22 protein-coding genes are annotated in these 21,547 nt (G+C 75.8%); 16 read left to right on the top strand and 6 right to left on the bottom strand.

Annotated elements, in window-relative coordinates:
• Positions 1 to 12 precede the first annotated feature (12 nt).
• Positions 13 to 291 (bottom strand): Lrp/AsnC family transcriptional regulator, encoded by a 279-nt coding sequence (locus tag PH189_RS18090; protein WP_274190212.1) that lies wholly within the window; start codon positions 289 to 291, stop codon positions 13 to 15.
• 64 nt (positions 292 to 355) lie between these two features.
• A complete protein-coding gene (locus tag PH189_RS18085; protein WP_274190211.1) occupies positions 356 to 2,098 on the bottom strand; it encodes a DEDD exonuclease domain-containing protein in 1,743 nt (580 codons plus the stop codon).
• Between the two features lie 107 nt (positions 2,099 to 2,205).
• Here PH189_RS18085 and PH189_RS18080 point away from each other — a divergent pair, with 107 nt between their 5' ends.
• From PH189_RS18080 to PH189_RS18060, 5 genes are all read left to right on the top strand, one after another.
• The gene (locus PH189_RS18080) at positions 2,206 to 3,624 is read left to right on the top strand and encodes an NYN domain-containing protein (RefSeq protein WP_274190210.1); all 1,419 of its coding nucleotides are present in this window, start codon (positions 2,206 to 2,208) and stop codon (positions 3,622 to 3,624) included.
• Positions 3,625 to 3,755: 131 nt separating this feature from the next.
• Positions 3,756 to 4,040 (top strand): hypothetical protein, encoded by a 285-nt coding sequence (locus tag PH189_RS18075; protein ID WP_274190209.1) that lies wholly within the window; start codon positions 3,756 to 3,758, stop codon positions 4,038 to 4,040.
• 250 nt (positions 4,041 to 4,290) lie between these two features.
• Complete coding sequence (locus PH189_RS18070) at positions 4,291 to 5,367, top strand: C40 family peptidase (RefSeq protein ID WP_274190208.1); 1,077 nt, start codon at positions 4,291 to 4,293, stop codon at positions 5,365 to 5,367.
• Positions 5,368 to 5,417: 50 nt separating this feature from the next.
• Positions 5,418 to 6,308 (top strand): alpha/beta fold hydrolase, encoded by an 891-nt coding sequence (locus PH189_RS18065; RefSeq protein ID WP_274190207.1) that lies wholly within the window; start codon positions 5,418 to 5,420, stop codon positions 6,306 to 6,308.
• A gap of 41 nt (positions 6,309 to 6,349) precedes the next feature.
• Positions 6,350 to 7,495, top strand: coding sequence for a glycosyltransferase family 4 protein (locus PH189_RS18060; RefSeq protein ID WP_274190206.1), 1,146 nt, complete (start codon positions 6,350 to 6,352; stop codon positions 7,493 to 7,495).
• Positions 7,496 to 7,585: 90 nt separating this feature from the next.
• Here the strand turns inward: PH189_RS18060 and PH189_RS18055 are convergent, their stop codons facing one another.
• On the bottom strand, positions 7,586 to 9,382 hold the full coding sequence (locus PH189_RS18055; RefSeq protein WP_274190205.1) for an AMP-dependent synthetase/ligase: 1,797 nt from the start codon (positions 9,380 to 9,382) through the stop codon (positions 7,586 to 7,588).
• Positions 9,383 to 9,520: 138 nt separating this feature from the next.
• Between PH189_RS18055 and PH189_RS18050 the strand changes: the two genes are divergently transcribed.
• The 5 genes from PH189_RS18050 (at position 9,521) to PH189_RS18030 (ending at position 13,652) form a co-directional block, all read left to right on the top strand.
• On the top strand, positions 9,521 to 9,925 hold the full coding sequence (locus tag PH189_RS18050) for a polyketide cyclase / dehydrase and lipid transport (RefSeq protein WP_274190204.1): 405 nt from the start codon (positions 9,521 to 9,523) through the stop codon (positions 9,923 to 9,925).
• Between the two features lie 109 nt (positions 9,926 to 10,034).
• Complete coding sequence (locus PH189_RS18045; RefSeq protein ID WP_274190203.1) at positions 10,035 to 10,463, top strand: SRPBCC family protein; 429 nt, start codon at positions 10,035 to 10,037, stop codon at positions 10,461 to 10,463.
• Positions 10,463 to 11,695 carry an ArsA family ATPase gene (locus tag PH189_RS18040; RefSeq protein ID WP_274190202.1) on the top strand — a complete coding sequence of 411 codons (1,233 nt, stop codon included), beginning with the start codon at positions 10,463 to 10,465 and terminating at the stop codon, positions 11,693 to 11,695. The genes PH189_RS18045 and PH189_RS18040 overlap by 1 nt, the downstream gene beginning before the upstream one ends.
• Positions 11,692 to 12,717, top strand: a complete 1,026-nt coding sequence (locus PH189_RS18035) for a hypothetical protein (RefSeq protein WP_274190201.1) — start codon at positions 11,692 to 11,694, stop codon at positions 12,715 to 12,717. The genes PH189_RS18040 and PH189_RS18035 overlap by 4 nt, the downstream gene beginning before the upstream one ends.
• Entirely contained in the window at positions 12,711 to 13,652 is a 942-nt protein-coding gene (locus PH189_RS18030) for an ROK family protein (RefSeq protein WP_274190200.1), read from the top strand. Before PH189_RS18035 ends, PH189_RS18030 begins: the two co-directional genes overlap by 7 nt.
• On the opposite strand, the gene PH189_RS18025 is transcribed toward PH189_RS18030, so the two are convergent.
• Together PH189_RS18025 and PH189_RS18020 are read right to left on the bottom strand one after the other, a co-directional pair.
• On the bottom strand, positions 13,649 to 14,299 hold the full coding sequence (locus PH189_RS18025) for a hypothetical protein (protein WP_274190199.1): 651 nt from the start codon (positions 14,297 to 14,299) through the stop codon (positions 13,649 to 13,651). The genes PH189_RS18030 and PH189_RS18025 overlap by 4 nt on opposite strands.
• The gene (locus PH189_RS18020) at positions 14,296 to 15,114 is read right to left on the bottom strand and encodes an alpha/beta hydrolase (protein WP_274190198.1); all 819 of its coding nucleotides are present in this window, start codon (positions 15,112 to 15,114) and stop codon (positions 14,296 to 14,298) included. The genes PH189_RS18025 and PH189_RS18020 overlap by 4 nt, the downstream gene beginning before the upstream one ends.
• 303 nt (positions 15,115 to 15,417) lie before the next feature.
• On the opposite strand from PH189_RS18020, the gene PH189_RS18015 reads away from it, so the two are divergent.
• The 5 genes from PH189_RS18015 (at position 15,418) to PH189_RS17995 (ending at position 19,424) form a co-directional block, all read left to right on the top strand.
• Positions 15,418 to 16,110: a lysophospholipid acyltransferase family protein gene (locus PH189_RS18015; protein ID WP_274190197.1), complete on the top strand. Its 693-nt coding sequence runs from the start codon at positions 15,418 to 15,420 to the stop codon at positions 16,108 to 16,110.
• 34 nt (positions 16,111 to 16,144) lie between these two features.
• Positions 16,145 to 16,663: a polyadenylate-specific 3'-exoribonuclease AS gene (locus tag PH189_RS18010; RefSeq protein ID WP_274190196.1), complete on the top strand. Its 519-nt coding sequence runs from the start codon at positions 16,145 to 16,147 to the stop codon at positions 16,661 to 16,663.
• A 72-nt stretch (positions 16,664 to 16,735) separates the two neighbouring features.
• Complete coding sequence (locus PH189_RS18005; RefSeq protein WP_274190195.1) at positions 16,736 to 18,139, top strand: class II 3-deoxy-7-phosphoheptulonate synthase; 1,404 nt, start codon at positions 16,736 to 16,738, stop codon at positions 18,137 to 18,139.
• A gap of 119 nt (positions 18,140 to 18,258) precedes the next feature.
• Complete coding sequence (locus tag PH189_RS18000) at positions 18,259 to 18,963, top strand: flavodoxin family protein (protein ID WP_274190194.1); 705 nt, start codon at positions 18,259 to 18,261, stop codon at positions 18,961 to 18,963.
• The gene (locus PH189_RS17995) at positions 18,960 to 19,424 is read left to right on the top strand and encodes a hypothetical protein (protein ID WP_274190193.1); all 465 of its coding nucleotides are present in this window, start codon (positions 18,960 to 18,962) and stop codon (positions 19,422 to 19,424) included. The genes PH189_RS18000 and PH189_RS17995 overlap by 4 nt, the downstream gene beginning before the upstream one ends.
• Here the strand turns inward: PH189_RS17995 and PH189_RS17990 are convergent.
• Positions 19,421 to 20,704, bottom strand: a complete 1,284-nt coding sequence (locus PH189_RS17990; RefSeq protein WP_337994168.1) for a protein kinase domain-containing protein — start codon at positions 20,702 to 20,704, stop codon at positions 19,421 to 19,423. The genes PH189_RS17995 and PH189_RS17990 overlap by 4 nt on opposite strands.
• 217 nt (positions 20,705 to 20,921) lie before the next feature.
• Here PH189_RS17990 and PH189_RS17985 point away from each other — a divergent pair, with 217 nt between their 5' ends.
• A complete protein-coding gene (locus tag PH189_RS17985; RefSeq protein WP_274190192.1) occupies positions 20,922 to 21,545 on the top strand; it encodes an alpha/beta fold hydrolase in 624 nt (207 codons plus the stop codon).
• The last annotated feature ends 2 nt before the right edge of the window (positions 21,546 to 21,547 follow it).

Raw genomic sequence — 21,547 nt, 5'->3', positions numbered from 1 at the left:
GGGCGGGGCCCGCTAGTCGAGCCCCATCGAGAACGCCGAGGCGTCGTCGCTCGAGGAGTAGGAGCGGAAGGCGATGTGCGTGGAGGTGCTGCGCACCCCGGACACGCGGCTCAGCCCGCCGGCGATGACGTCCGCGAGCTGCTCGTGCTCCCGGACGCGGACCACGGCGACCAGGTCGACGTCGCCGGCGCAGGAGTACACCTCCGCGACGCCGTCGAGGTCCGCGATGGCCTGGGCGGTCTCGGGGATGTGGTCGGCGTCGGCGTGGACCAGCACGAAGGCCGTGATCAACGGGCCCTCCTCGTCGCTCGGGTGTGGCTCGGGGGCCGGCCGCCCGGCCCCGGGTTCCGAGAGTCTAGGGCGGCTCGCCCGGTGCACCCGCAGGCTCGCGCCGTGCCTCGCGCGCCCGCCCGACCCACCCGGCCCACGCGCCGGCCCCGGCGGCCGGCATCGCCCACGGGGTGGTGGTGCGGACCATCCGCGTCCCGGGCCGTTCGAGCCAGCGGGTGACGACGGCGACCTCCTCCGGCGGTGCGCCGCACAGCGGGCCGTCGCCGGGGCGCACCGTCTCGGCGGAGGCCACGAGGGCCTCGACCACCGGCATCGGCGGCACGCCCCGGCGGGCGCGTCCCGCCGCCGCCAGACGTCCGTGCCGGACGACCGCGAGGTCCCACCCGCGCTCCCCGTCCGGGCGGGCGGCGATCATCTCCGGCGCCCCGGCCACGGCGGACAGGCGCTGGACGCGCCCGAGGGCGGCGGCGAGATCGGCGAGGCGGTCGCGGTGGGCCGCGGCGTCCTCGAAGCGCTCGGCGGCCGCGAGGTCGCCCACCGTCGCCGAGAGCCGGCGCAGCCCCGCGTCGTCGGCGCCGCGGACGAGCGCCCGGGCGTCGTCGACCACGGGCCGGTAGGCCGCGACGTCCACGTGGCCCGCGCACGGCGCCCCGCACCGGCCCATCTCGTGCAGCGCGCACGGCGTTCCGGACGCGCCGCGCGCCGGGATGCGCTGGGTGCACGGCCGCAGCGGGAGGGCGTCCTGCAGGGCCTGGACCGCGGCCACGGCGTCGGGACGGCGCCCGAAGGGGCCGACGGCGTCGGCGCGCGGGGTGCGGACCACGGAGAGCCGGGGGAAGGGCTCGTCGGTGAGCGCGACCCACCAGCCACGGTGCGGGAAGCGCGAGCGCCGGTTGTAGCGGGGCGCGTGCCCGGCGAGCAGGCGCAGCTCCCGGACCTCGGCCTCGAGGGCGTGGGCGCACACCACCCAGTCGACCCGCTCGACCAGCCCGATCATCTCCTTGATGCGGGCCCGCTTGTCGCCACCGGTGAAGTAGGAGCGCACGCGTCGTCGCAGGTCGCCGCTGGTGCCGACGTAGAGCACCTCGTCGCCGGGCCCGCGGAACAGGTAGACGCCGGGCTGCTCGGGGACGGCGTCGGCCAGGTGGCGCTTGGCGCGCTGGACCGGGCTGACCTCGACCTGCAGCGCCAGCAGGTCCTCGAGCGTCGAGACGCCGCGGCCCCCGACGCGCTCGAGCAGCCCGTGCAGGACGTCGACGGTGGCCCGCGCGTCGTCCAGGGCGCGGTGGATCGGGCGCGTGCCCGCCCGGAAGAGCGCCGCCAGGGCCGAGAGCCGGCACGACGGCGCCTCGTCGCGGGACAGGACGCGGCGCCCGAGCCGCGCCGTGCACACCACCGCCGGGCGCGGCCACGGCGGGCCGTGACGCCGGCAGGCCGCGCGCAGGTGCCCGACGTCGAACGGCGCGTTGTGGGCCACGAGCACCGCCCCGGCGCAGAACTCCAGCAGACCCGGCAGGACCGCGGGCAGCCGCGGGGCGTCCCGGACCATCGCCGTCGTGATGCCGGTGAGCGAGACGATCTGCGGGGGCACGGCGACGCCCGGGTCGACGAGCGTCGCGAACTCGCCGACGATCTCGCCGCCGCGCACCTTGACCGCCCCGATCTCGGTGATCGCGTCCGAGTCGGGCGGGCCACCCGTGGTCTCCAGGTCGACCACGACGAACGTGACGGCCGACAGGGGCGTGCCGAGCTCGCCGAACGAGAGCTGGGGGTCCGGACCGGTGACCGGACGGGCGGGGGCGTCCATCGCGGCGGGACGCTAGGGGTGCCCCCCGACAGTCCCCGGCCGAGCACGCGCCGCACCGGGCCTGACCGGCCCGGATCGCGACCTCGGCAGGGCTAGCCTGGGCGGTCATGGAGGCCGACGGCGACGGTGCGGCGACGGGGGCACCCGCCGACGTGCCCACCGACGTCCCCACCGACGTCCCCACCGACGTCCCCACCGACGGGGACGTCCCCGACGAGGCCGCCCGGGCCGCCGTCCGCGTCCAGCTCCTCGAGCGGGCGCCCGAGGCCGTGCGGGCGAAGGTGGCCGAGCTCGCGTCCGTGGCCGTCGGGCACATGCCGGTCACCGACCTGCCCCCTCCGGTGCGCGCGGTGTCCCGGTTCGCGCCGTCGAAGCGGGCCCGCGCCGGTGCGGGGCCGCTGCTCACGGCCCTGGGGAGCGTGGAGGGGTTCGCCGCGTCCGTCGTCGGCTGGTGGACCGAGGAGCAGCCCGCACGGTGGCGCCCGGAGGTCCACGACCCGGTGCACGCCGCGGCCGTGGCCGTGCTCGAGGGCCGGGACGAGGGCTCGATCCTGGTCCGTGACCTGGGGGAACGCGCCGACGCCGCCCGCGCCCGCTCCGAGCGCGACGCCGCGGTCGCGAAGGTCGAGAAGCTCGAGGGCGAGGTGCGGCGGCTCACCGCGGACCGCGAGCAGGCCCGCGCCGCGGTCGAGGCCACCGCCGAGGAGAACCGCGACGAGATCGCGAAGCTCCGCGCCCGCCTCCGCGAGCAGGGCACGCGGGTGCGGCGCGCCGAGGACGAGGCCGCCGAGCTGCGGGCCGCCCGGGACGCGGGCGAGGGCGGGCTGCGCGCCGAGATGGCGGAGCTGCGCCGCGAGCGCGACCGGGCCCGCGAGGCCGCGGCCCACGCCGAGGAGCGCGCGCGCCGTGCCGCCGACGAGCTCGCCGGGGTCCGGCGCGCCTCGGTGGAGGCTCGGCGGGCCGACGACGCGCGCCTGGCCCTGCTCGTCGACACCGTCGCGGGCGCCGCGGAGGGCCTGCGCCGGGAGCTCGGCCTGCGGCCGGGGGACACCGGGACGCGGCCCGCGGAGCTGGTCGGCGCCGGGTCGGGAGCGGCCCCGAAGGCGCGGGTCACCGACCCGGCCGCGCTCGACCGGCTGCTGGCGCTGCCCGAGGTGCACCTCATGGTCGACGGCTACAACGTCACCAAGACGGGCTGGCCGGAGCTGTCGCTCGCCGCGCAGCGCGAGCGCCTGGTCGCCGCGGTCCAGCCGCTCGCGGCGCGCACCGGCGCCGAGACGACGCTCGTCTTCGACGGTGCGGGGATCACCGGGGTGCCCACGCACTCGGTGCGGGGGGTGCGGGTGCTCTTCAGCGACGCCGGCGTGCTCGCCGACGACCTCATCCGTTCGCTGGTCGGGGCGGAGCCGGAGGGCCGCCCGCTGGTGGTGGTGACGTCCGACCGCGCCGTCGTCGACTCGGTGCGCCGCAGCGGCGCCCACCCGGTGCCCTCGAGCGTCCTGCTGGGGCGGCTCGCGCGCATCTGAGGGCCCTGCGCGAACTCGTGGAGCGGCGTTGTCGGGGGTCGCTCCTAGCGTGCGCAGCATGACCCCGGACCTGCCGGGGGCCGAGGGCGTCGAGGCCGTCGAGAGGCCGTCGACACCACTGGGAGGCCGCTGTGCTCATCGACTGCGACACCTGCACGGTGCGGGACATCGCCTGCGACGACTGCGTCGTCGGGGTGCTGCTCGGCACGCCGACGGTCCCGGCCCGGGCCACGCCGTCCCCGGACGAGCCCGGCGGTCCGCTGCCGCTGGAGTTCGGCCCGGTGGAGCAGCGCGCGCTCGAGGTCCTGGCCGACCACGGGCTCATCCCGCGGCTGCGACTGGTGCCCCCGGCGGCGCCGCCGCGCGAACGTCCGGCCGGCGTCGTGGGGGCGCGGCGGGCCCGGGGCGTGGGGTGAACGCGCGCCGCCCGGCGCGCGCCTGGCCCTCCGCCGCCCGGGCGCCCGCCGATCGCCGCCGCCGCGTGCGGAGGGCCGAGCACGGTCGGTTAGAGTCCGCGCACCCACCGCTGCCCGAGCAGGGCGCCGTGGGCTCCGGATGGTGGCCGTCGGGGGCCGAGACGTCCGGTCCCGGGCCGCCCCGTGCGGGTGGCCGGAGGGTCCGGGGTCGCGGCTGTGCCGGGCAGCGCAGAGAGGACCCGACGACACCGTGGTGTCTCCCCGCCCCGCGGATCGCGGCGCTCGCCGCCGCCTCTCGGTGGCCGTGGTCGTCACGGCCGTCGTCGCACTGCTCGCGTCCGGGGCGGGGCTCGGAGCCGGGCCCGCGGGTTCCGCGTGGGCCGACCCCATCGTCCCGCCCGGAGCCTCCGACGCCGTCACGTCCCTCGCCCAGGCCAACGCCCGCGCGGCCGACGCCACGGAGGCGTCGCTGGACGCGGAGGAGCAGCTCGGGGTCCGCCGGGGCGAGGCCGAGCGCACCCGCGGCGAGGCCGACGCCGCCCGCGAGGTCGCCGACGCCGCCCGCGCCGAGCGCGACGTCGCCTTCGGCGAGGTCGACCAGGTCTCCCGCGCCGCCTTCCAGGGCGGGCAGCTCGACCCGCTGGGTGCGCTGCTGGGTGCGGAGTCCCCGCAGGCCTACCTCGACCGCACCTCGCTGCTGGACACCATCTCCGAGGAGAACCGTGTCCTTGTCCAGCGCTTCCTCGACGCCACCGCGGTCGCCGAGGGCGCCGAGCGCGACGCCGACGCCCGCGCGCTCGACGCCGAGCGCTCCGTGGCCGACGCGCAGCGCACCGCCGACGAGGCGCAGCGCCGCAAGGACGACGCCGACCGCGAGGTCGCTGCGGCCGAGCAGGCCCTCGCCGACGCCTCACCCGAGACCCTGGCCGCGCTGCGCCGCGGCGGCACCACGAACTTCCCCACCGACATCGCCGGCACCGGGATCGCCATCGAGGCCCTCAAGGCGGCGCTCACCCAGCAGGGCAAGCCCTACCTGTGGGGCGCCACCGGGCCGAGCACCTACGACTGCTCAGGGCTGGTCCAGTGGGCCTACCGCCAGGTCGGGGTCGGGCTGCCGCGGGTGTCGCGCCAGCAGGCCCTCATCGGCATCCCGGTGTCCTTCCCGGACGCCCGGCCCGGTGACCTGCTGTTCTTCAACGAGCCCGTCACCCACGTCGGCTTCTACGTCGGCGACGGCAAGTTCCTCGAGGCCCCCCAGTCCGGCGACGTCGTCAAGGTCTCCCAGGTCCGCAGCAACCTCTCCGGAGTCCGGCGCGTCGTCCTCTGATCGACCCGGCCGATTGACACGACCGTGGTCCGGGTCACACGCTCCGGACCATGAGCGTCGCCGACACGGTCACCGTGCCCCACCTCGGTTCCTCGACCATCGGGTACGCGCTCGCCGCGCCGTACGACGCGTCGCTCCCGACGCTGGTGCTCTCCAACTCGTTCACCACGTCGGTGGATCTCTACCGGCCGCAGTTCGCCGACGAGGAGCTCCGGCGGACCGCCAACCTCCTCGCGATCGAGCCCTACGGCCACGGCAGTACCCGCGCCGGGTACGCCGACTACACCTACTGGGACAGCGCGGCGGCCGCCCTCGGCGTCCTCGACGCCCTCGGCATTGGCCGGGCGTTCGTGCTCGGGACCTCCCAGGGCGGCTGGATCGCCGTGCGTATGGCGCTGCTCGCGCCCGACGTCGTCCAGGGCGTCATCCCGCTCGGCACGTCGATGGACTTCGAGAGTCCGCGGAGCCGCGAGCTCGGCTGCTGGGACGGCATCTCGTTCTGCACCCCCGCGATCGACGCCCTCGCCGAGCCCGTCGACGACGACTGGGTGATCCCCGTCGAGCTCGTCGATGCGGTGCTCGCGGAGGGATTCGGTCCGGACGTGAGTGCGGAGGAGCGGGACTTCTGGCACGCGACCCACCAGCGGAACTACACCGGCGACGCCGGGCGCCGGCGGCTGCGGACGAGCTCGATCAACCTGCGGGACCGCGACGGGCTGCACGGCCGGCTCGACGAGGTCCGGTGCCCCGTCCTCTGGCTGCACGGCACGGCGGACCCCGTGTACTCGGTGGCCAACGCCCAGGACGAGATCGGCCGCTTCACGCGCTCTCCGGAGGCCGAGCTGCGGATCGTCGAGGGCGGGCAGCACTTCCTGAGCGCCTCGCACCCGGAGGTCGTCGACGCGGCGGCGGTCGAGTTCCTCCGCCGCTGGGCCTCGTAGCCCGTCGCGGGGCGCGCGGGGGGCCGTGACACGCTCCCGCGGTGGCGCGCACGCTGCTGGTCACCAACGACTTCCCGCCCCGGCCGGGCGGGATCCAGTCCTACCTCCATGCCCTCGCCACGCACCTCCCGCCCGACGAGCTGGTGGTGCTGGCCTCCACCTGGGCGCGCGCGCCGGAGGCCGTCGAGGCGTGCCGGACGTTCGACGCGGCGCAGCCCTTCGAGGTCCACCGCCTGCCGACCACGATGATGCTGCCGACGCCCGGGGCCACCCGGCGGGCCGCCGAGATCGTGCGCTCCCAGGGGATCGAGACCGTGTGGTTCGGGGCGGCCGCGCCGCTCGGGCTGATGGCGCCGGCGCTGCGGCGTGGCGGGGCCGGCCGGGTGCTCGCGAGCACGCACGGGCACGAGGTCGGCTGGTCGATGCTGCCGGGCAGCCGCCAGGCGCTGCGGCGCATCGGGGGCGACTGCCACGTCGTCACCACCGTCAGCCGCTACACGCGCGGCCGCATCGCGCCGGCCATGGGCCCGGACGCCGCGCTCGAGCCGCTGCCGTCGGGCATCGACACCTTCCGGTTCCGGCCCGATCCCGGTGCCCGCGAGACGATCCGCCGCCGGCACGGGCTGGGGGAGCGCCCGCTCGTGGTGTGCGTGTCGCGGCTGGTGCGCCGCAAGGGCCAGGACGTGCTGATCGCCGCCCTCCCGCGCCTGCGCACGGCGGTGCCCGGGACGGCGCTGATGATCGCCGGCGACGGGCCCGACCGCGACCGGCTCCGTCGGCTCGCGCGCCGCCACGGGGTGGCCGACCACGTGGTGTTCACCGGCCCGATGGCCCCCGACGAGGTCGCGGGGCACCACGCCGCGGCCGACGTCTCCGCGCTGCCCTGCCGCACGCTCGGCGGGGGCCTGGACGTCGAGGGGCTGGGGATCGTGCTCCTCGAGGCGCAGGCGGCCGGCGTGCCCGTCGTCGCCGGGCGCTCCGGCGGCGCGCCCGAGACCGTCCGGCCGGGCGAGACGGGGCGTCTCGTCGACGGCCGCGACGCCACCGACGTCGCCGACACCCTCGCGAGCGTGCTCGCCGACCCCGACGAAGCGCGCGCGATGGGCGAGGCCGGCCGGCGCTGGATGCGCGCCGACTGGACCTGGGACGCCCGCGCCGCCCGCCTGCGCGCGCTGGCCGCCGGCTGAGCCGTTCGGCGTAGCCCGGAAAGAACGAACGGCGCTTTCGCTGCTACCGACGCAGCGAAAGCGCCGTTCGTTCGTCGGCGGAGCGCGCGGTCAGCTCTTCTCGTACACCGCCTCGATGTCGGCGGCGCGGTTCTCCGTGATCACGTTGCGCTTGAGCTTCATCGTCGGGGTGAGCTCGCCGCTCTCCTCGGTGAAGTCGCTGGCGAGGATGCGCCACTGCTTGATGGCCTCGGCCTTGGAGACGGCGCGGTTGGCGTCGTCGATCGCGCTCGAGATCTCGGCCTGCAGGTCGGCGTCCTCGGCGAGGGTGGCCGCGTCCGCGGCGTCCTTGCCGTGCTCGGAGCTCCAGCCGGGCAGGGCCTCGGGGTCGAGGGTGATGAGGGCGCCGATGTAGGGCCGGTTGTCGCCGACGACGAGGGCCTGGCTGACGAGGCGGTGGGCGCGCACGCGGTCCTCGAGCACCGCGGGGGCGACGTTCTTGCCGCCCGCGGTGACGATGAGCTCCTTCTTGCGGCCGGTGATCGAGAGGTAGCCGTCCTCGTCGAGGCTGCCGAGATCGCCGGTGTGGAACCAGCCGTCGACGATCGTCGACGCGGTCGCCTCGGGGTTGTTCCAGTAGCCGCGGAACACGACGTCGCCCTTGGCGAGGATCTCGCCGTCCTCGCCGATGGCGATCGTGACGCCGGGGATGGCCTTGCCGACGGTGCCGACCTTGATCGCCCGGTTCGGGTTGGCGGTGATCGCCGCGCTGGTCTCGGTCAGCCCGTAGCCCTCGTGGATCGGGACGCCGATGCCGCGGAAGAAGTGCCCGATGCGCGCCCCGAGCGCCGAGCCACCGGAGACCGCGCCCGTGCACTTCCCGCCGAGCGCGGCCCGCAGCTTGCCGTACACGAGCTTGTCGAACAGGGCGTGCTGCAGGCGCAGGACGACGCCGGGGCCGCCCGCGTCGAGCGACTCGCTGTACGAGACGGCCGTCGCCTCGGCCATGTCGAAGATCCGGCCCTTGCCGTCGTTGTGCGCCTTGACCTTGGCGCCGTTGTAGACCTTCTCGAAGACGCGCGGCACGGAGAGCAGGAAGTCGGGCCGGAAGCGGGGCAGCTCGGTGGTCAGCTTCTTCGTGTCCGCGAAGTGGCCGATCGTGTAGCGGTACTCCATCGCGGCGCACTGGATGACGCGGGCGAAGATGTGCGCGAGCGGGAGGAACAGGAGCGTCGAGTTGCCGGGCTGCATGAGGTCCGAGAACGTCTCGGCGACCGCGCGCACCTCGAACAGCAGGTTGCGGTGGGTGATCTCGCAGCCCTTGGGGCGGCCCGTGGTGCCCGAGGTGTAGATCAGCGTCGCGAGGTCGTCGGCGTGCACCGACGTCCGCCGCTCCTCGAGCGTCGCGTCGTCGACCTCCGCACCGGCGTCGCGCAGGGCGCTCACCGCACCGTCGGCGCCGTCGATCTGCCAGACGTGCTCGAGCTCGGGGAGCTTCTCGCGCAGGTTCTCCACGATGGCGCGGTGCTCGTCGGACTCGACGATCACGCCCTTGGCGCCGGAGTCGGAGAGGCACCACTCGACCTGGTCGGACGACGAGGTCTCGTAGATCGGGAGGGTGACCGCGCCAGCCGCCCAGAGGGCGTAGTCGAGCAGCGTCCACTCGTAGCGTGTCTGCGAGATGAGGCCCACCCGGTCGCCGGGCTGCAGCCCCGCGGCGAGGAAGCCCTTCGCGGCGGTGGCGACCTCGTCACGGAAGGTCGAGAACGTGACGTCCTGCCACTGGTCGTCGACCAGGCGGCGGTAGGCGACGTCGCTGCCGTGCGCGTCGGCATTGGCCCACGGCGCGGCGGTGAGGTTGTCGTCGTCGGCCACCTTCGCGGTCGCCGGCTCCGTGTACTGCTGCATCTCGCTCCACTCCTGCCCCGCGCGCCTCGCTGCGTCGGTTGTGACCCTAGTCGCGGCGCACTACCTCCCGGTAGCCGGACAATCCCCCCATCCGTGACCCCGGACGGCGTGCCGCACGGGTCCTGTCACGCTGGCGGCGTGGCGACCGTGGACGTGGTGGACGAGACCTTCCTCGCCGTGCCGCCCGAGCGCCTCGCCGCCGAGTTCGCCGACCCCGCCGCCTGGCGCCGGTTCTGGCCGGACCTCGCGCTGCGGGTGTTCACCGACCGGGGCGCGAAGGGCCTGCGCTGGAGCGTCGTCGGCGACGCCTGGACCGGCAGCATGGAGGTGTGGCTCGAGGCCGTGGGCGACGGCACGGTGCTGCACTGGTTCCTGCGGGTCGATCCCGTCGGCGAGCCGCTCTCGCGCCGGGCCGCGACCCGCGAGGGCGTGCGCCGGCAGCGGGCCGCGAAGGCCGTGGCGTTCGCGCTCAAGGACCGGCTGGAGGCCGGGCGGCCGCCCGGGGTGCCGCCGGGCGGGGAGTCCCCGGTCACGTCGGTGTGACGGGGTGAGGCCGGGGTCACGGTTCACGCCCCGGGCCATGTCACCGCCCATGTCCCCGGCCGCACGGCGCGTGCTGCCCGCCGGGGGCGCGACGGTAGCCTCTCGCGCCATGGCCGACGAGTCGACGCAATCCATCACGATCGCGGCGCCGGCCCCCGACGTCCTCGGGGTCATCGCCGATTTCGACGCGTATCCCGAGTGGGCGGACTCGATCACCGCGGCCACGGTGCTCACCCACGACGACGAGGGACGCCCCGAGCAGGTCCGATTCTCGCTCGACGCCGGGCCGATCAAGGACACCTACGTGCTGGCCTACGACTGGGTGGACGACGGCGTCACGTGGGACCTGGTCTCCGGGCAGATGCAGCGCTCCCAGCGGGGCCGCTACCGCCTGGCCGAGGACGGGGGGACCACCGAGGTCACGTACACGCTGTCGGTGGACCTCAGCGTTCCGCTGCCGGGCATGCTCAAGCGCCGCGCCGAGAAGCGCATCATGGACCAAGCGCTGACCGGGCTGAAGCGTCGCGTGGAGGGCTAGTGCGGGTCCTGCTGTTCACCGGCAAGGGTGGGGTCGGGAAGACCACCACGGCTGCGGCGACGGCGGTGGCGCTCGCGCGCGCGGGGCGCAAGGTGCTCGCCCTCTCGGCGGACCCCGCCCACTCCCTGGGGGACGCCTTCGCCGTGCGCCTCGACGGCACCCCCGCCGAGGTCGCCCCCGACACCTTCCCGGGCCTCTTCGCGGCGCACATCGACACGCGCGCACTCGTCGACGAGGCGTGGGAGCCGCTGCGCACCCAGCTCCGCACCCTGCTGGCGGGTGCCGGGGTCGACGAGATGGTCGCCGACGAGCTGACCGTCCTGCCCGGCGTCGAGGAGCTCCTCGCACTCGAGGACGTCCGCCGGGCGACGGTCGACGGGCCGTGGGAGGTCGTGGTCGTCGACTGCGGGCCCACGGCGGAGACGCTGCGGCTGCTGGCCCTGCCCGAGGCGCTCGGGTCCTACCTCGAGCGCCTGTTCCCGACCCATCGCCGCGCGGTGCGCGGCGTGCTCGCCGGGCTCTCCGGCAGCAGCGCGACCGTGGCCCGGTGGGACGCCGCCGCGGCCTCGCTCTCCCGCCTCGCCGAGCAGCTCGCGGGCCTGCGGGCCCTGCTCGCCGACCACCGCACGACGACCATCCGCCTCGTGCTGACCCCCGAGCGCGTGGTCGCGGCCGAGACCCGGCGAACCCTCACGGCCCTCGCCCTGCACGGGCTGCACGTCGACGGGATGATCGCCAACCGGCTCGTCCCGGACGCCGGCCGGGGACGCGGCGAGGCCGCGACGTGGGTGCGCGCGCGGCGCGCGGAGCAGGAGGCGGTGCTCGCCGACCTCGTCGGCGCCGGCGGGGACGTGCCCGTGCGTCGCGTGCCCCACCACGCCGGTGAGCCCGTCGGCGTCGACGCCCTCGCGGTGCTCGCCGACACCCTCTACGGCGACGACGACCCTCTCGACGGGCCCGTCGGGCGCGCTCTCGTCGCGGTGCGGCGGACCGCGGGCACCGGCACGCACCCCGAGAGCGAGTTCGTGCTCGACCTGCACGTCTCGGGTATCGGGGAGGCCGAGGTGGATCTCGCCCGCATCGGCGACGAGCTGGCGGTGACCGTCGACGGCCGCCGCCGCGCCGTGGCCCTGCCGCCCGTTCTCCGGCGCTGCGAGGTCACCGGCGCCGACCTCTCCGACGACCTGCTCTCGGTCGTCTTCCGCCCCGACCGCTCCGTGTGGATGACGTGACCGGGCCGCAGGGCGGGTTCGACCGCGCGGACCGGGACCACCTGACGGACGAGGCGCGGGCCACGGCGTCCGCGCTGCTCGACTGGCTCGGGACGCGGGTCGACGGTCTCGACGCCGGGCCGCCGGACCCCGGGGCGGCGTCGGGGCGCCCGTCGCAGAGCCCCGGGCCGTGCACCTGGTGCCCGATCTGCGCGCTCGTCGCCGCGTTCCGGGGCGAGCAGCCCGAGCTGACCGCCCGCCTCACCGAGCACGCCACGGCGCTGATGGCCCTGCTGCGGCTGATGATGCAGGCGCACCAGGACCCGTCGCACGGGCACCACCACGGGCACCACGCCACGCCAGGGTCGGCGGCGCCCACCACGCCGCCCCCGCCGCCCGGCTGGCCCGCCGAGTGGGGCGCGTGGGACGGCTGGGGTGTGGGCGCGCCCGAAGCCGCTCACGACGACGGGGCTCGGGTGGACGAGCCCGCCTCCGAGTCCCACACCCCTGGACCCCCTACCCCGGGACCCCCTACCCCGGGACCCCCCGCCCCGGAGCCCGAGAGCCCCCGGCCCGCCCCGACCCCGGCGGGCTCCCGTGCCCACGGCCGGCGGGTGCCCATCCGCCGGTCCTCGCCGCGCTCGGCCGCGTTCCGGGAGCCCCCCACCACCGACGCGCCCACCACCGACGCGCCCGCCCCCGGCACGCCCGCCGCGGAGCCGGCCGGCCCGGCCGGAGGCCGGGGTGCCGCACCCCGGCCGGGACCGCGTCCCCCGGGTGGCGGACCCCGCCCCGCGCCCCGGCGCCCGAGCGTCGCCTCCGGACCGCCGGCCGCAGGACCCGACCGCACAGCCGCCGGGGCACCGGCACCGCCCCCCACGCGGCCCGCCCGCCCGGCGACCCCGCCCGCCGCGGGGCCGCCCGCCGCCACCCCGCCCGCCGCCTCGCCGCGGCCGTCGGTGCAGCGCATCCCCATCCGGCGCCCCGCGCGGCCCGGCCGGACAGAGGGGAACGGGGAGTCCGCCGGCGACACTCCGTGCTGACCGTCGGGGTCGACATCGGCGGCAGCTCGGTGCGCGCCGGCGTGATCGACGCCGACGGGACCGTCGTCGCCACGGCGGCCGTGCCCACCGCCCGCGACGCCGCCGGCCTCGACGACGCGATCGTCGACCTCGTGCGCGGTCTCGCCGAGGAGCACCGCCTCGGTGCGGTCGGGCTGGCGATCGCCGGGTTCGTCGACCCGGACCGTCGCACGGTGGCGTTCGGCGCCCACCTGCCGTGGCGCGACGACCCCGTGGCCGAGCGGCTGGCCGCCCGCCTCGACCTGCCCGTGGTGATCGAGCACGACGCGAACGCGGCGGGGCTGGCCGAGCACCGCGTCGGCGCCGCCGCGGGTGCCTCGGTGGCCGTCCTCGTCGCCCTCGGCACCGGGATCGGCGCGGCGCTGCTGGTCGACGGGGCCGTGTTCCGCGGGGCCCACGGCGTCGCCCCCGAGCTCGGGCACCTCACGGTCGTCCGGGGTGGCCGGCCCTGCCCGTGCGGCAAGCGCGGCTGCCTCGAGCGCTACTGCAGCGGGAGCGCGCTGGGGCGCGCGGCGGAGGAGCTGGTCGCCGACACCGAGGAGTTCTCGCTGCTGCGGGCCACGTGGGAGCGCGCGCAGCCGATCACCGGCTGGGACGTGGCCCGCGCCGCCGAGGCGGGCGACGTGCTGGCGGGGCGGGTCGTCGACGAGTTCGCCGACTGGCTCGGGCAGGCGCTGTCCCTGGTCGCCGACGTCTTCGATCCCGACGTCGTCGTGGTCGGCGGTGAGGTGTCCGCGTCGTCCGCCCTGTTCCTGGACCGGGCGCGTCGCCGCTACGCCGAGGAGGTCACCGGGGGCGCGCACCGCCGGCTGGCCGAGATCCGGCCCGCGACGCTGGGGGGCCGCGCCGGGATGGTGGGCGCCGCGCTCGACGCCCGCGAGCGGGCGGGCGTCTAGAGGATCGCGCCGTCGTCGGAGCCGTCGCCACCCGTGTCGCGCCCGCGCCGCAGGCCGAACACGAGCCACCCGAGACCGGCGGTCATCGCCAGCAGGCCGGGCACGATGCCGAGCCCGACGGGCCCGCCGAGCAGGCCCGGGACGGCGAGCAGCACGACCCCGACGATCAGCAGGCCCAGGCCGAGCAGGCTGCTCACGCCGAGGCGCGGCAGTGGCGGGGGCTCCGGCGGCACGTAGTGCTCGTCGTGGGCAGGCTTCGGCGAGGGGCGGGTCACGTCGCGCGCGGGCGGGTCCTGCTCGGTCGGATCCTGTGCGGTCGGATCCTGGGCGGTCGGATCCCGCCTGGGCGGCGTGGCACCCGGACGCGTGGCGGGGCGGGGGACGTCGGCGTCGAACGTGTCGCGCGGCCGGCGCTGACCGCCGGGGGGCGTCGCGGTGCCCAGCCCGGAGGAGAGACCCTCCTGGGCGGCCCCGTCGCTCGGGTCCGGCACCTCGTCCGGCCATCGCGGGGCGCCGGAGGCCGCCCAGTCGGCGACGATCGAGGCGAAGGCCGCGTCGATGTCGTCCGGCACGCCGGGACGGTGGGGATCGCCGACGCCGCTGTCCGCGGGGTCGGGGCGGGTGTCGTCCGGCTCGGGCGCGGTCATGCGGGGGTCCCTGGGGTGGAGACGGCGGTGTCCGTGGCGTGCGATCCGCCGGTGCGGTCGTCGTGCACGCGCCGGACGAAGGCCAGGCTGTCGGAGAAGATCCTCGGGGCGTCGTTGTCGAGGGTGGCCACGTGGTGGCTGTCGTCGAGCACGACGTCGGTCACGTCGTGCGAGGAGATGCCCTGGAGGACGAGGGCGCTGTTGACCGGCTCCACCACGTGGTCGGTGGGGGAGTGGAACAGCAGGACGGGCAGGTGCACCCGCTCGAGATCGGCGCGCACGAGGCGCCAGAGCGCCGTCAGCGACACCGCGGCGCGCGTCGGCAGCCGGTCGTAGGCAAGCTCGGTGACACCGGGCTTCTTGATGTCGTTGGCCACGCCCGGCACGAAGGGCACCACCCACTGGATGTAGGGCGCGATCGTCGCGTCCTTGCGCAGCGTCGTGACCGACGGGTTGACCAGCGCGATGCCCGCCAGGTCGTCCCCGCGTTCCTGCGCGAGACGCAGCGTGAGCGTGCCGCCCATCGACTGCCCGAACACGAACACCGACCGGTACTCGCGCCGGAGGTCGTCGACCGCGCGCTCGACCTCGCCGTACCAGTCGGACCAGCGGGTCCGGTTGAGGTCCTGCCAGCGCGTGCCGTGGCCCGGCAGGCGGGGTCCGCGCACCCCGATGCCGTCGGAGGCCAGGAACTCGCCCCATGCCCGCATGCTCTGCGGCGTGCCCGTGAGCCCGTGGCTGAGCACCACGCCGATCTCGCGCGAGCCGTCTCCGGGATCGGAGACGAACGGCTCGGCTCCGGGCAGGACGGGCACGGTGGATCCTCCGGACGAACGGCGTGGGCAGCGCGGCGCAGGGACCGCACGAGGCGGTGGGGGCGGATCGGGAACCCTATCGTGGCATGTCCCACACGCCCGGGTCACGCGGTGGTGCCCGTGTCGCGCCGGGCGGTCCACACGACGGGGTCGCGGGCGGCCGTTCGCATGATCGCGGACGTCCGAGGGGGCCGATCGGGTCGTGTGACGGGTCGCGCCGAGGCTGTGTCGGGCCGCGGGTGGGCCCTACGCTCGCGCCCAGCGACGAGAGCTGCGACGAGGGCGGGGCGGACGGGAGCGCGAGTGCTGTACTGGATCATGAAGTGGGTGCTGCTCGGCCCGCTCATGCGCGTGGCGTTCCGTCCGCGCGTGGTGGGGGCGGAGAACCTGCCGCGGGAGGGTGGGGCGCTGGTCGCGTCCAACCACCTCGCGGTGCTCGACTCCTTCGTCCTGCCCCTGATGGTGCCGCGCCGGATGGCCTTCCCCGCCAAGGCGGAGTACTTCACGCAGCCCGGCGTGCTCGGCACCCTCAAGCGCTGGTTCTTCACCGGCATGGGCCAGGTCCCGATCGAGCGCGGCAACGGGCGGGCGGCGCGCGCCGCGCTCGACACCGGCATCGGCGTCCTGCGCGAGGGCCGGCTGTTCGGCATCTACCCCGAGGGCACGCGCTCGCCCGACGGCCGGCTGTTCAAGGGCCGCACCGGCGTGGCGCGCATGGCGCTCGAGGCCGGCGTGCCCGTCGTCCCCGTGGCGATGATCGGGACGGACCAGGCGAACCCCGTGGGCTCCCGCTTCTGGCGCCCGGTCCGCATCGGCATCCGCATCGGCGAGCCGCTGGACTTCTCGCGCTACGCCGGCATCACCGACGACCGCCAGGTCGAGCGGGCCATGACCGACGAGATCATGGACGCGGTGCAGCGGCTCTCGGGCCAGGAGTACGTCGACGTCTACGCCAGCACGCTCAAGGACAAGGGCGCGGAGGCCGAGGCCGCCTGATCGCGGCCGGGTCCCACCGGCCAGAATCACCGCCGTGGCCCGGTACTTCTACGACTGCGAGTTCATCGAGGACGGGACCACCATCGAGCTGGTCTCGGTGGGCGTCGTCGACGAGCAGGGCCGCGAGTTCTACGCGATCTCCAAGCAGTTCGACCCCATGCGGGCGGGACCGTGGGTCCGGCACAACGTCCTCGACAAGCTGCCCCCGATGTCGGACCCGGCGTGGCGCAGCCGCCTGAGCATCCGCGAGGCGTTCTACGAGTTCGTGACCGCCGGCGACGGCCCGGTGGAGCTCTGGGCGTGGTACGCCGCGTACGACCACGTCGCGATCGCGCAGCTCTGGGGCGCGATGCCCGACCTGCCGCGGGCCCTGCCGCGCTTCACCCGCGACCTGCGCCAGCGCTGGGACGACGTCGGGCGCCCCGAGCTGCCGTCGGCGCCCGCGGACGCCCACGACGCGCTCGCCGACGCCCGCCACAACCTGGCCCGCTGGCAGGTCATCGACGCCCACTGGCGCGCGCTGCACGAGGGCGGTCCGACGGTCGGGGCGTGATCGGCGGGACCCGGGGGACGGGGTCGCGGGGAACACGCAGCGACGCTGTCACCGCCCATTACGCTGGCGGGTGTGAACTGGTCCGTCGACCTGCCCGTGGACGCTCTGCCGGGCCTGCCGCCCCTGCCTCCCGCCCTGCGGGAACGTCTCGACGCCGCGCTCGCGCGCCCGGCGGCGCAGCAGCCCGACTGGCCCGAACCCGACGCGGTCGCCGAGGTCCGCACCGTCCTCGAGCACGTGCCGCCGATCACCGTGCCCGCCGAGATCGACCGGCTGCAGTCCCAGCTGGCCGCCGTCGCCCGGGGTGAGGCGTTCCTGCTCCAGGGCGGCGACTGCGCGGAGACCTTCGCCGACAACACCGAGCCGCACCTGCGCGGCAACATCCGCACCCTGCTCCAGATGGCCGTCGTGCTGACCTACGGGGCGTCGCTGCCGGTGGTCAAGATCGGGCGCATCGCCGGTCAGTACGCGAAGCCGCGCTCGTCGAACACCGACGCGCTGGGCCTGCCGTCCTACCGCGGCGACATGGTCAACTCGCTGGCCGCGCACGCCGAGCGCCGCATCCCCGACCCGGGCCGCATGATCCGGGCGTACGCCAACGCCGGCGCGGCGATGAACCTGGTCCGCGCCCTGACCTCCGGCGGCATGGCCGACCTGCACGAGGTGCACGAGTGGAACCGGGAGTTCGTGCGCACGTCGGCCGCGGGCGAGCGGTACGAGGCCGTGGCCGCCGAGATCGACCGGGCGCTGCGGTTCATGTCGGCGGCCGGGGTGGACGACCACTCCCTGCGCGGCACCGAGATCTTCGCCAGCCACGAGGCCCTCGTGCTCGACTACGAGCGCGCGCTGCTGCGGCTGGACTCGCGGGTCGAGGCCACCAGCCGTGACGACGCCCGCCTGTTCTCCCTCGGCGCCCACTTCCTGTGGATCGGCGAGCGCACCCGGGCCCTCGACGGCGCGCACATCGCGTTCGCGGAGCTGCTGGCCAACCCGATCGGCATCAAGATCGGTCCGGGCACGACGCCGGAGCAGGCGGTCGAGTACGTCGAGCGCCTCGACCCGTACCACCAGCCCGGCCGGTTGACGCTGATCTCGCGCATGGGCGCGGGCAAGGTCCGCGACGTCCTGCCGTCGATCGTCGAGAAGGTCACGGGGTCGGGACACCAGGTCATCTGGCAGTGCGACCCGATGCACGGCAACACCGTCGAGGCGACCACCGGCTACAAGACCCGGCACTTCGACCAGGTCGTCGACGAGGTCCAGGGCTTCTTCGAGGTGCACCAGGGCCTCGGCACCCACCCCGGCGGCATCCACGTCGAGCTCACCGGGGAGGACGTCACCGAGTGCCTCGGCGGCGCCCAGGACATCTCCGACACCGACCTCGCCGGTCGCTACGAGACGGCCTGCGACCCGCGGCTGAACACCCAGCAGTCGCTGGAGCTCGCGTTCCTGGTCGCGGAGATGCTGCGCAACTGAGCGCTCGCCACGTCGGGTGGCGGGCCGGGCACGGTGCGAGTTCGAGCTGTCCCGCCGGCCCGCACCCGAGGATCGTGACGTCCCGATGATCGCCGCGCGGCGACCGGGGGAGGCGGAGCGTGACCGGGTACCAGGATCTGTCGGCGCTGTTCGTGAACTGCACGCTGAAGCGTTCGCCGGAGGTGAGTCACACCCAGGGCCTGGTGGACCTCAGCGTCGGCATCCTGGAGAAGCAGGGTGTGCGCGTCGACCAGTTCCGGGCGATCGACCACGACATCGCGGTCGGTGTCTGGCCGGACATGACCGAGCACGGGTGGGCGTCCGACGAGTGGCCCCAGCTCTACCAGCGGGTCCTCGCCGCGGACATCCTCGTCGTCGCGGGCCCGATCTGGCTGGGGGACAACAGCTCGGTGACCAAGCACGTGATCGAGCGCCTCTACGCGTGCTCGCACCTGCTCAACGACGCCGGGCAGTACGCCTACTACGGCCGCGTCGCCGGCTGCTTGATCACGGGTAACGAGGACGGCGTGAAGCACTGCGCGATGAACGTGCTCTACAGCCTCCAGCACCTCGGGTACACGATCCCGCCGCAGGCGGACTCCGGCTGGATCGGCGAGGCCGGCCCCGGCCCGTCCTACCTCGACCCCGGTTCGGGCGGCCCGTCGAACGACTTCACCAACCGCAACACCACGTTCATGACCTGGAACCTGCTGCACGTGGCACGGATGCTCAAGGACCGGGGCGGCATCCCGGCGTACGGCAACCAGCGCTCCGAGTGGGACGCCGGCTGCCGGTTCGACTTCGAGAACCCGGAGCACCGATGAGCCCGCGGTCCGGCGACGGGGTGACCGCGGGAGCCCTGCCCGCGTACATCCTCGACGACGCCGCGACACCGGAGGAGCGCCGGGTTGATGTCCACGGACGTGACGCTCCCGGGCGGCGGCAACGGCAGCGTGGCCGAGTGGCTTGGCGCGCGTTGATCGCGTGGGGACAGGACAACGGCGTCGACTGGCTCATCGGGCGTGGGCTGCCGCGGATGGTCGGTGCGGCCGGGTTCGCGCGGCCGCAGGCCACGACCGACGTGCAGAACATCCGGGGAGGCGACCGCGGCGCCCTCTACTTCAAGCTCTTCCTCGCCGAGGTGCGCGACCGGGTCCTCGCGAGCGGACGGCTGGACGCGCCGACGCTGGACGCCGCGACGGCGTTGCTCGACGACCCGGACCTCTGGACCCAGTGCTGGATGATGACGGCCGTCTGGGGTCGCAAGGACCCGGCGACGAGCTAACCCGGCAGCCCCAGACCCCAGCCGGCGGCGCCCGCGGCGACGGTCGCGATCGAGACGAGCAGCAGCCAGGCGCCGAGCAGCCGGCGCGAGCGCGACCGGGCCCGCCGGCGCTCGATCCGCTCGATGGCCACGTCGACGTCGTCCACCGCGCCGTCGGGCCTGCGGCGCACCGTGGGGCCGGAGTCGGGGCCGGGACCGTGGTCGTCGTCCGGCTCGTCCGTGAGGTCGTCGCCCTCGTCGTCGGCGTCCTCCGGCTCGTCGTCCCACGGCTCGTCGTCCCAGGGGCGGCGACCGGTCCGGGGCGCCTCGTGGGGTGCGCCGTCGAGGTCGAGCAGCCGCGTCCCCCGCAGCGGCCGGGAACCCGCGGTGCCCGTGCGGCGCGGGGGCGGAGGCACCGGGTGGTAGGGCAGGTCCGCGTCCATCCGCACGCCGCGGACGGCGGCCATGAAGGCGCCGGCGTCGGCGAGGCGGGCGTCGGGGTCGCGTTGGGTCGCGGCGAGCACGAGGCGGTCCAGGGCGCGGGGGATGCCGCCGACGACGGACGAGGGCGGCGGGACGTCGTGGTGCACGTGCCGACGGGCGACGGCGACGGCGTCGTCCCCGCCGTGGGGCGGCACGCCCGTGAGCAGCTCGAACAGGACGATCCCGGCCGCGTAGAGATCGCTGCGGGCGTCGGCGCGGCCGTCGGTGACCTGCTCGGGAGCCAGGTACGCCACGGTCCCGAGCACCATCTCCCCGGAGCCCTCGGGGTCGGTCGGGTCGGGGGCGTCGGTCTCCCACGCCGCCGCGACCAGCCCGAAGTCGGCGACCTTCACCGATCCGTCGGTGCCCACCAGCACGTTCTCGGGCTTCACGTCGCGGTGCACGAGGCCGCGGTCGTGGGCGACCTGCAGGGCCGTGACCACCTGCTCGATGACCGTCAGGGCCGCCGCCGGGTGCAGACGCCCCTGGTCGCGCAGGACGTCGCGCAGCGTCCCGCCCTCGACCAGCTCGAGGACGAGGAAGACGGTGCCGTCGGCGTCGCGTCCCTGGTCGTGCACGGCGACCACGCCGGGGTGCGCGAGACGGGCCGCCGCTCGCGCCTCCCGCTCGAAGCGCCGGACGAAGGCGGGGTCCGCGGCGAGGCCGCGATCGAGGATCTTGATGGCCACCGGACGGTCCAGGCGCAGGTCGCTCCCGCGGTGCACCACCGACATCCCGCCGCGCGCCAGGAGGCCGTCGACGCGGTAGCGCCCCTCCAGCACCGTCCCCGCGGGGTCGGCGGTCGGGACGGACGTCATGGACCCGATGCTACGAGGAGGTCGGTGACCTGCGGGGATTCTCGTGCCCGACGCGCGGCCCCTCGACCGGGTGCGCTTCGCCCACATGCGCCGGAGGCGCACCCCTAGGCTGCCCGGCCATGACGACCTGGCTCCTCGTGCCCGGCGCGGGCGGCGCGGCCTGGTACTGGCACCGCGTGGTGGAGCTGCTGCGGGCGCGGGCGACGAGCCGATCGCCGTGGACCTCCCCGCCGACGACCCGGACGCCGGCGTGCCGCGCTACGTCGAGGTCGCGCTCGAGGCCCTCGGCGGCCGCCCCGACCCCGTCGTGGTCGGCCAGTCGCTGGGCGGGCAGACCGCGGTGGAGATCTGCCGGCGCATCCCGGTGGCGCGGTTGGTGCTGGTCAACGCCATGATCCCCGCGGTGGGAGAGACGCCCGGGCAGTGGTGGACGGGGTCGGGGCACGCGGCGGCGAAGGAGGCCGCGGGCCGCGCCGCGGGACGCGAGGACGCCGGGTTCGACCCCGAGTGGGAGTTCCTGCACGACGTCCCCGCCGAGGTCGTCGCGGCCGGCGCGGAGCACCAGCGCGAGCAGTCCGGTGGCCCGTTCGCCGACGGCTGGTCGCTCCCGGCGTGGCCCGACGTGCCGGTCACCGTCGTCGTGGGACGCGACGACCGCTTCTTCCCGCCGGACTTCCAGATCGGTCTCGCCCGTGCGCGCGCCGGCGTCGAACCGGTGCTCGTGCCCGGCGGCCACCTCCCGGCGCTCGCCCACCCGGAGGCCCTGATCCGCAACGGTCTGGACACCCCGGGACACACGCGCGCACAGGGGGCCGGAGGGGCCTCACCTCTGGCACAGTGACG

The organism is Actinomycetospora chibensis, assembly GCF_028737215.1.
Taxonomy (GTDB): domain Bacteria; phylum Actinomycetota; class Actinomycetes; order Mycobacteriales; family Pseudonocardiaceae; genus Actinomycetospora; species Actinomycetospora chibensis.
Note: the sequence above shows the minus strand (reverse complement) of the source record. Positions and strands in the feature narration are given on the sequence as shown.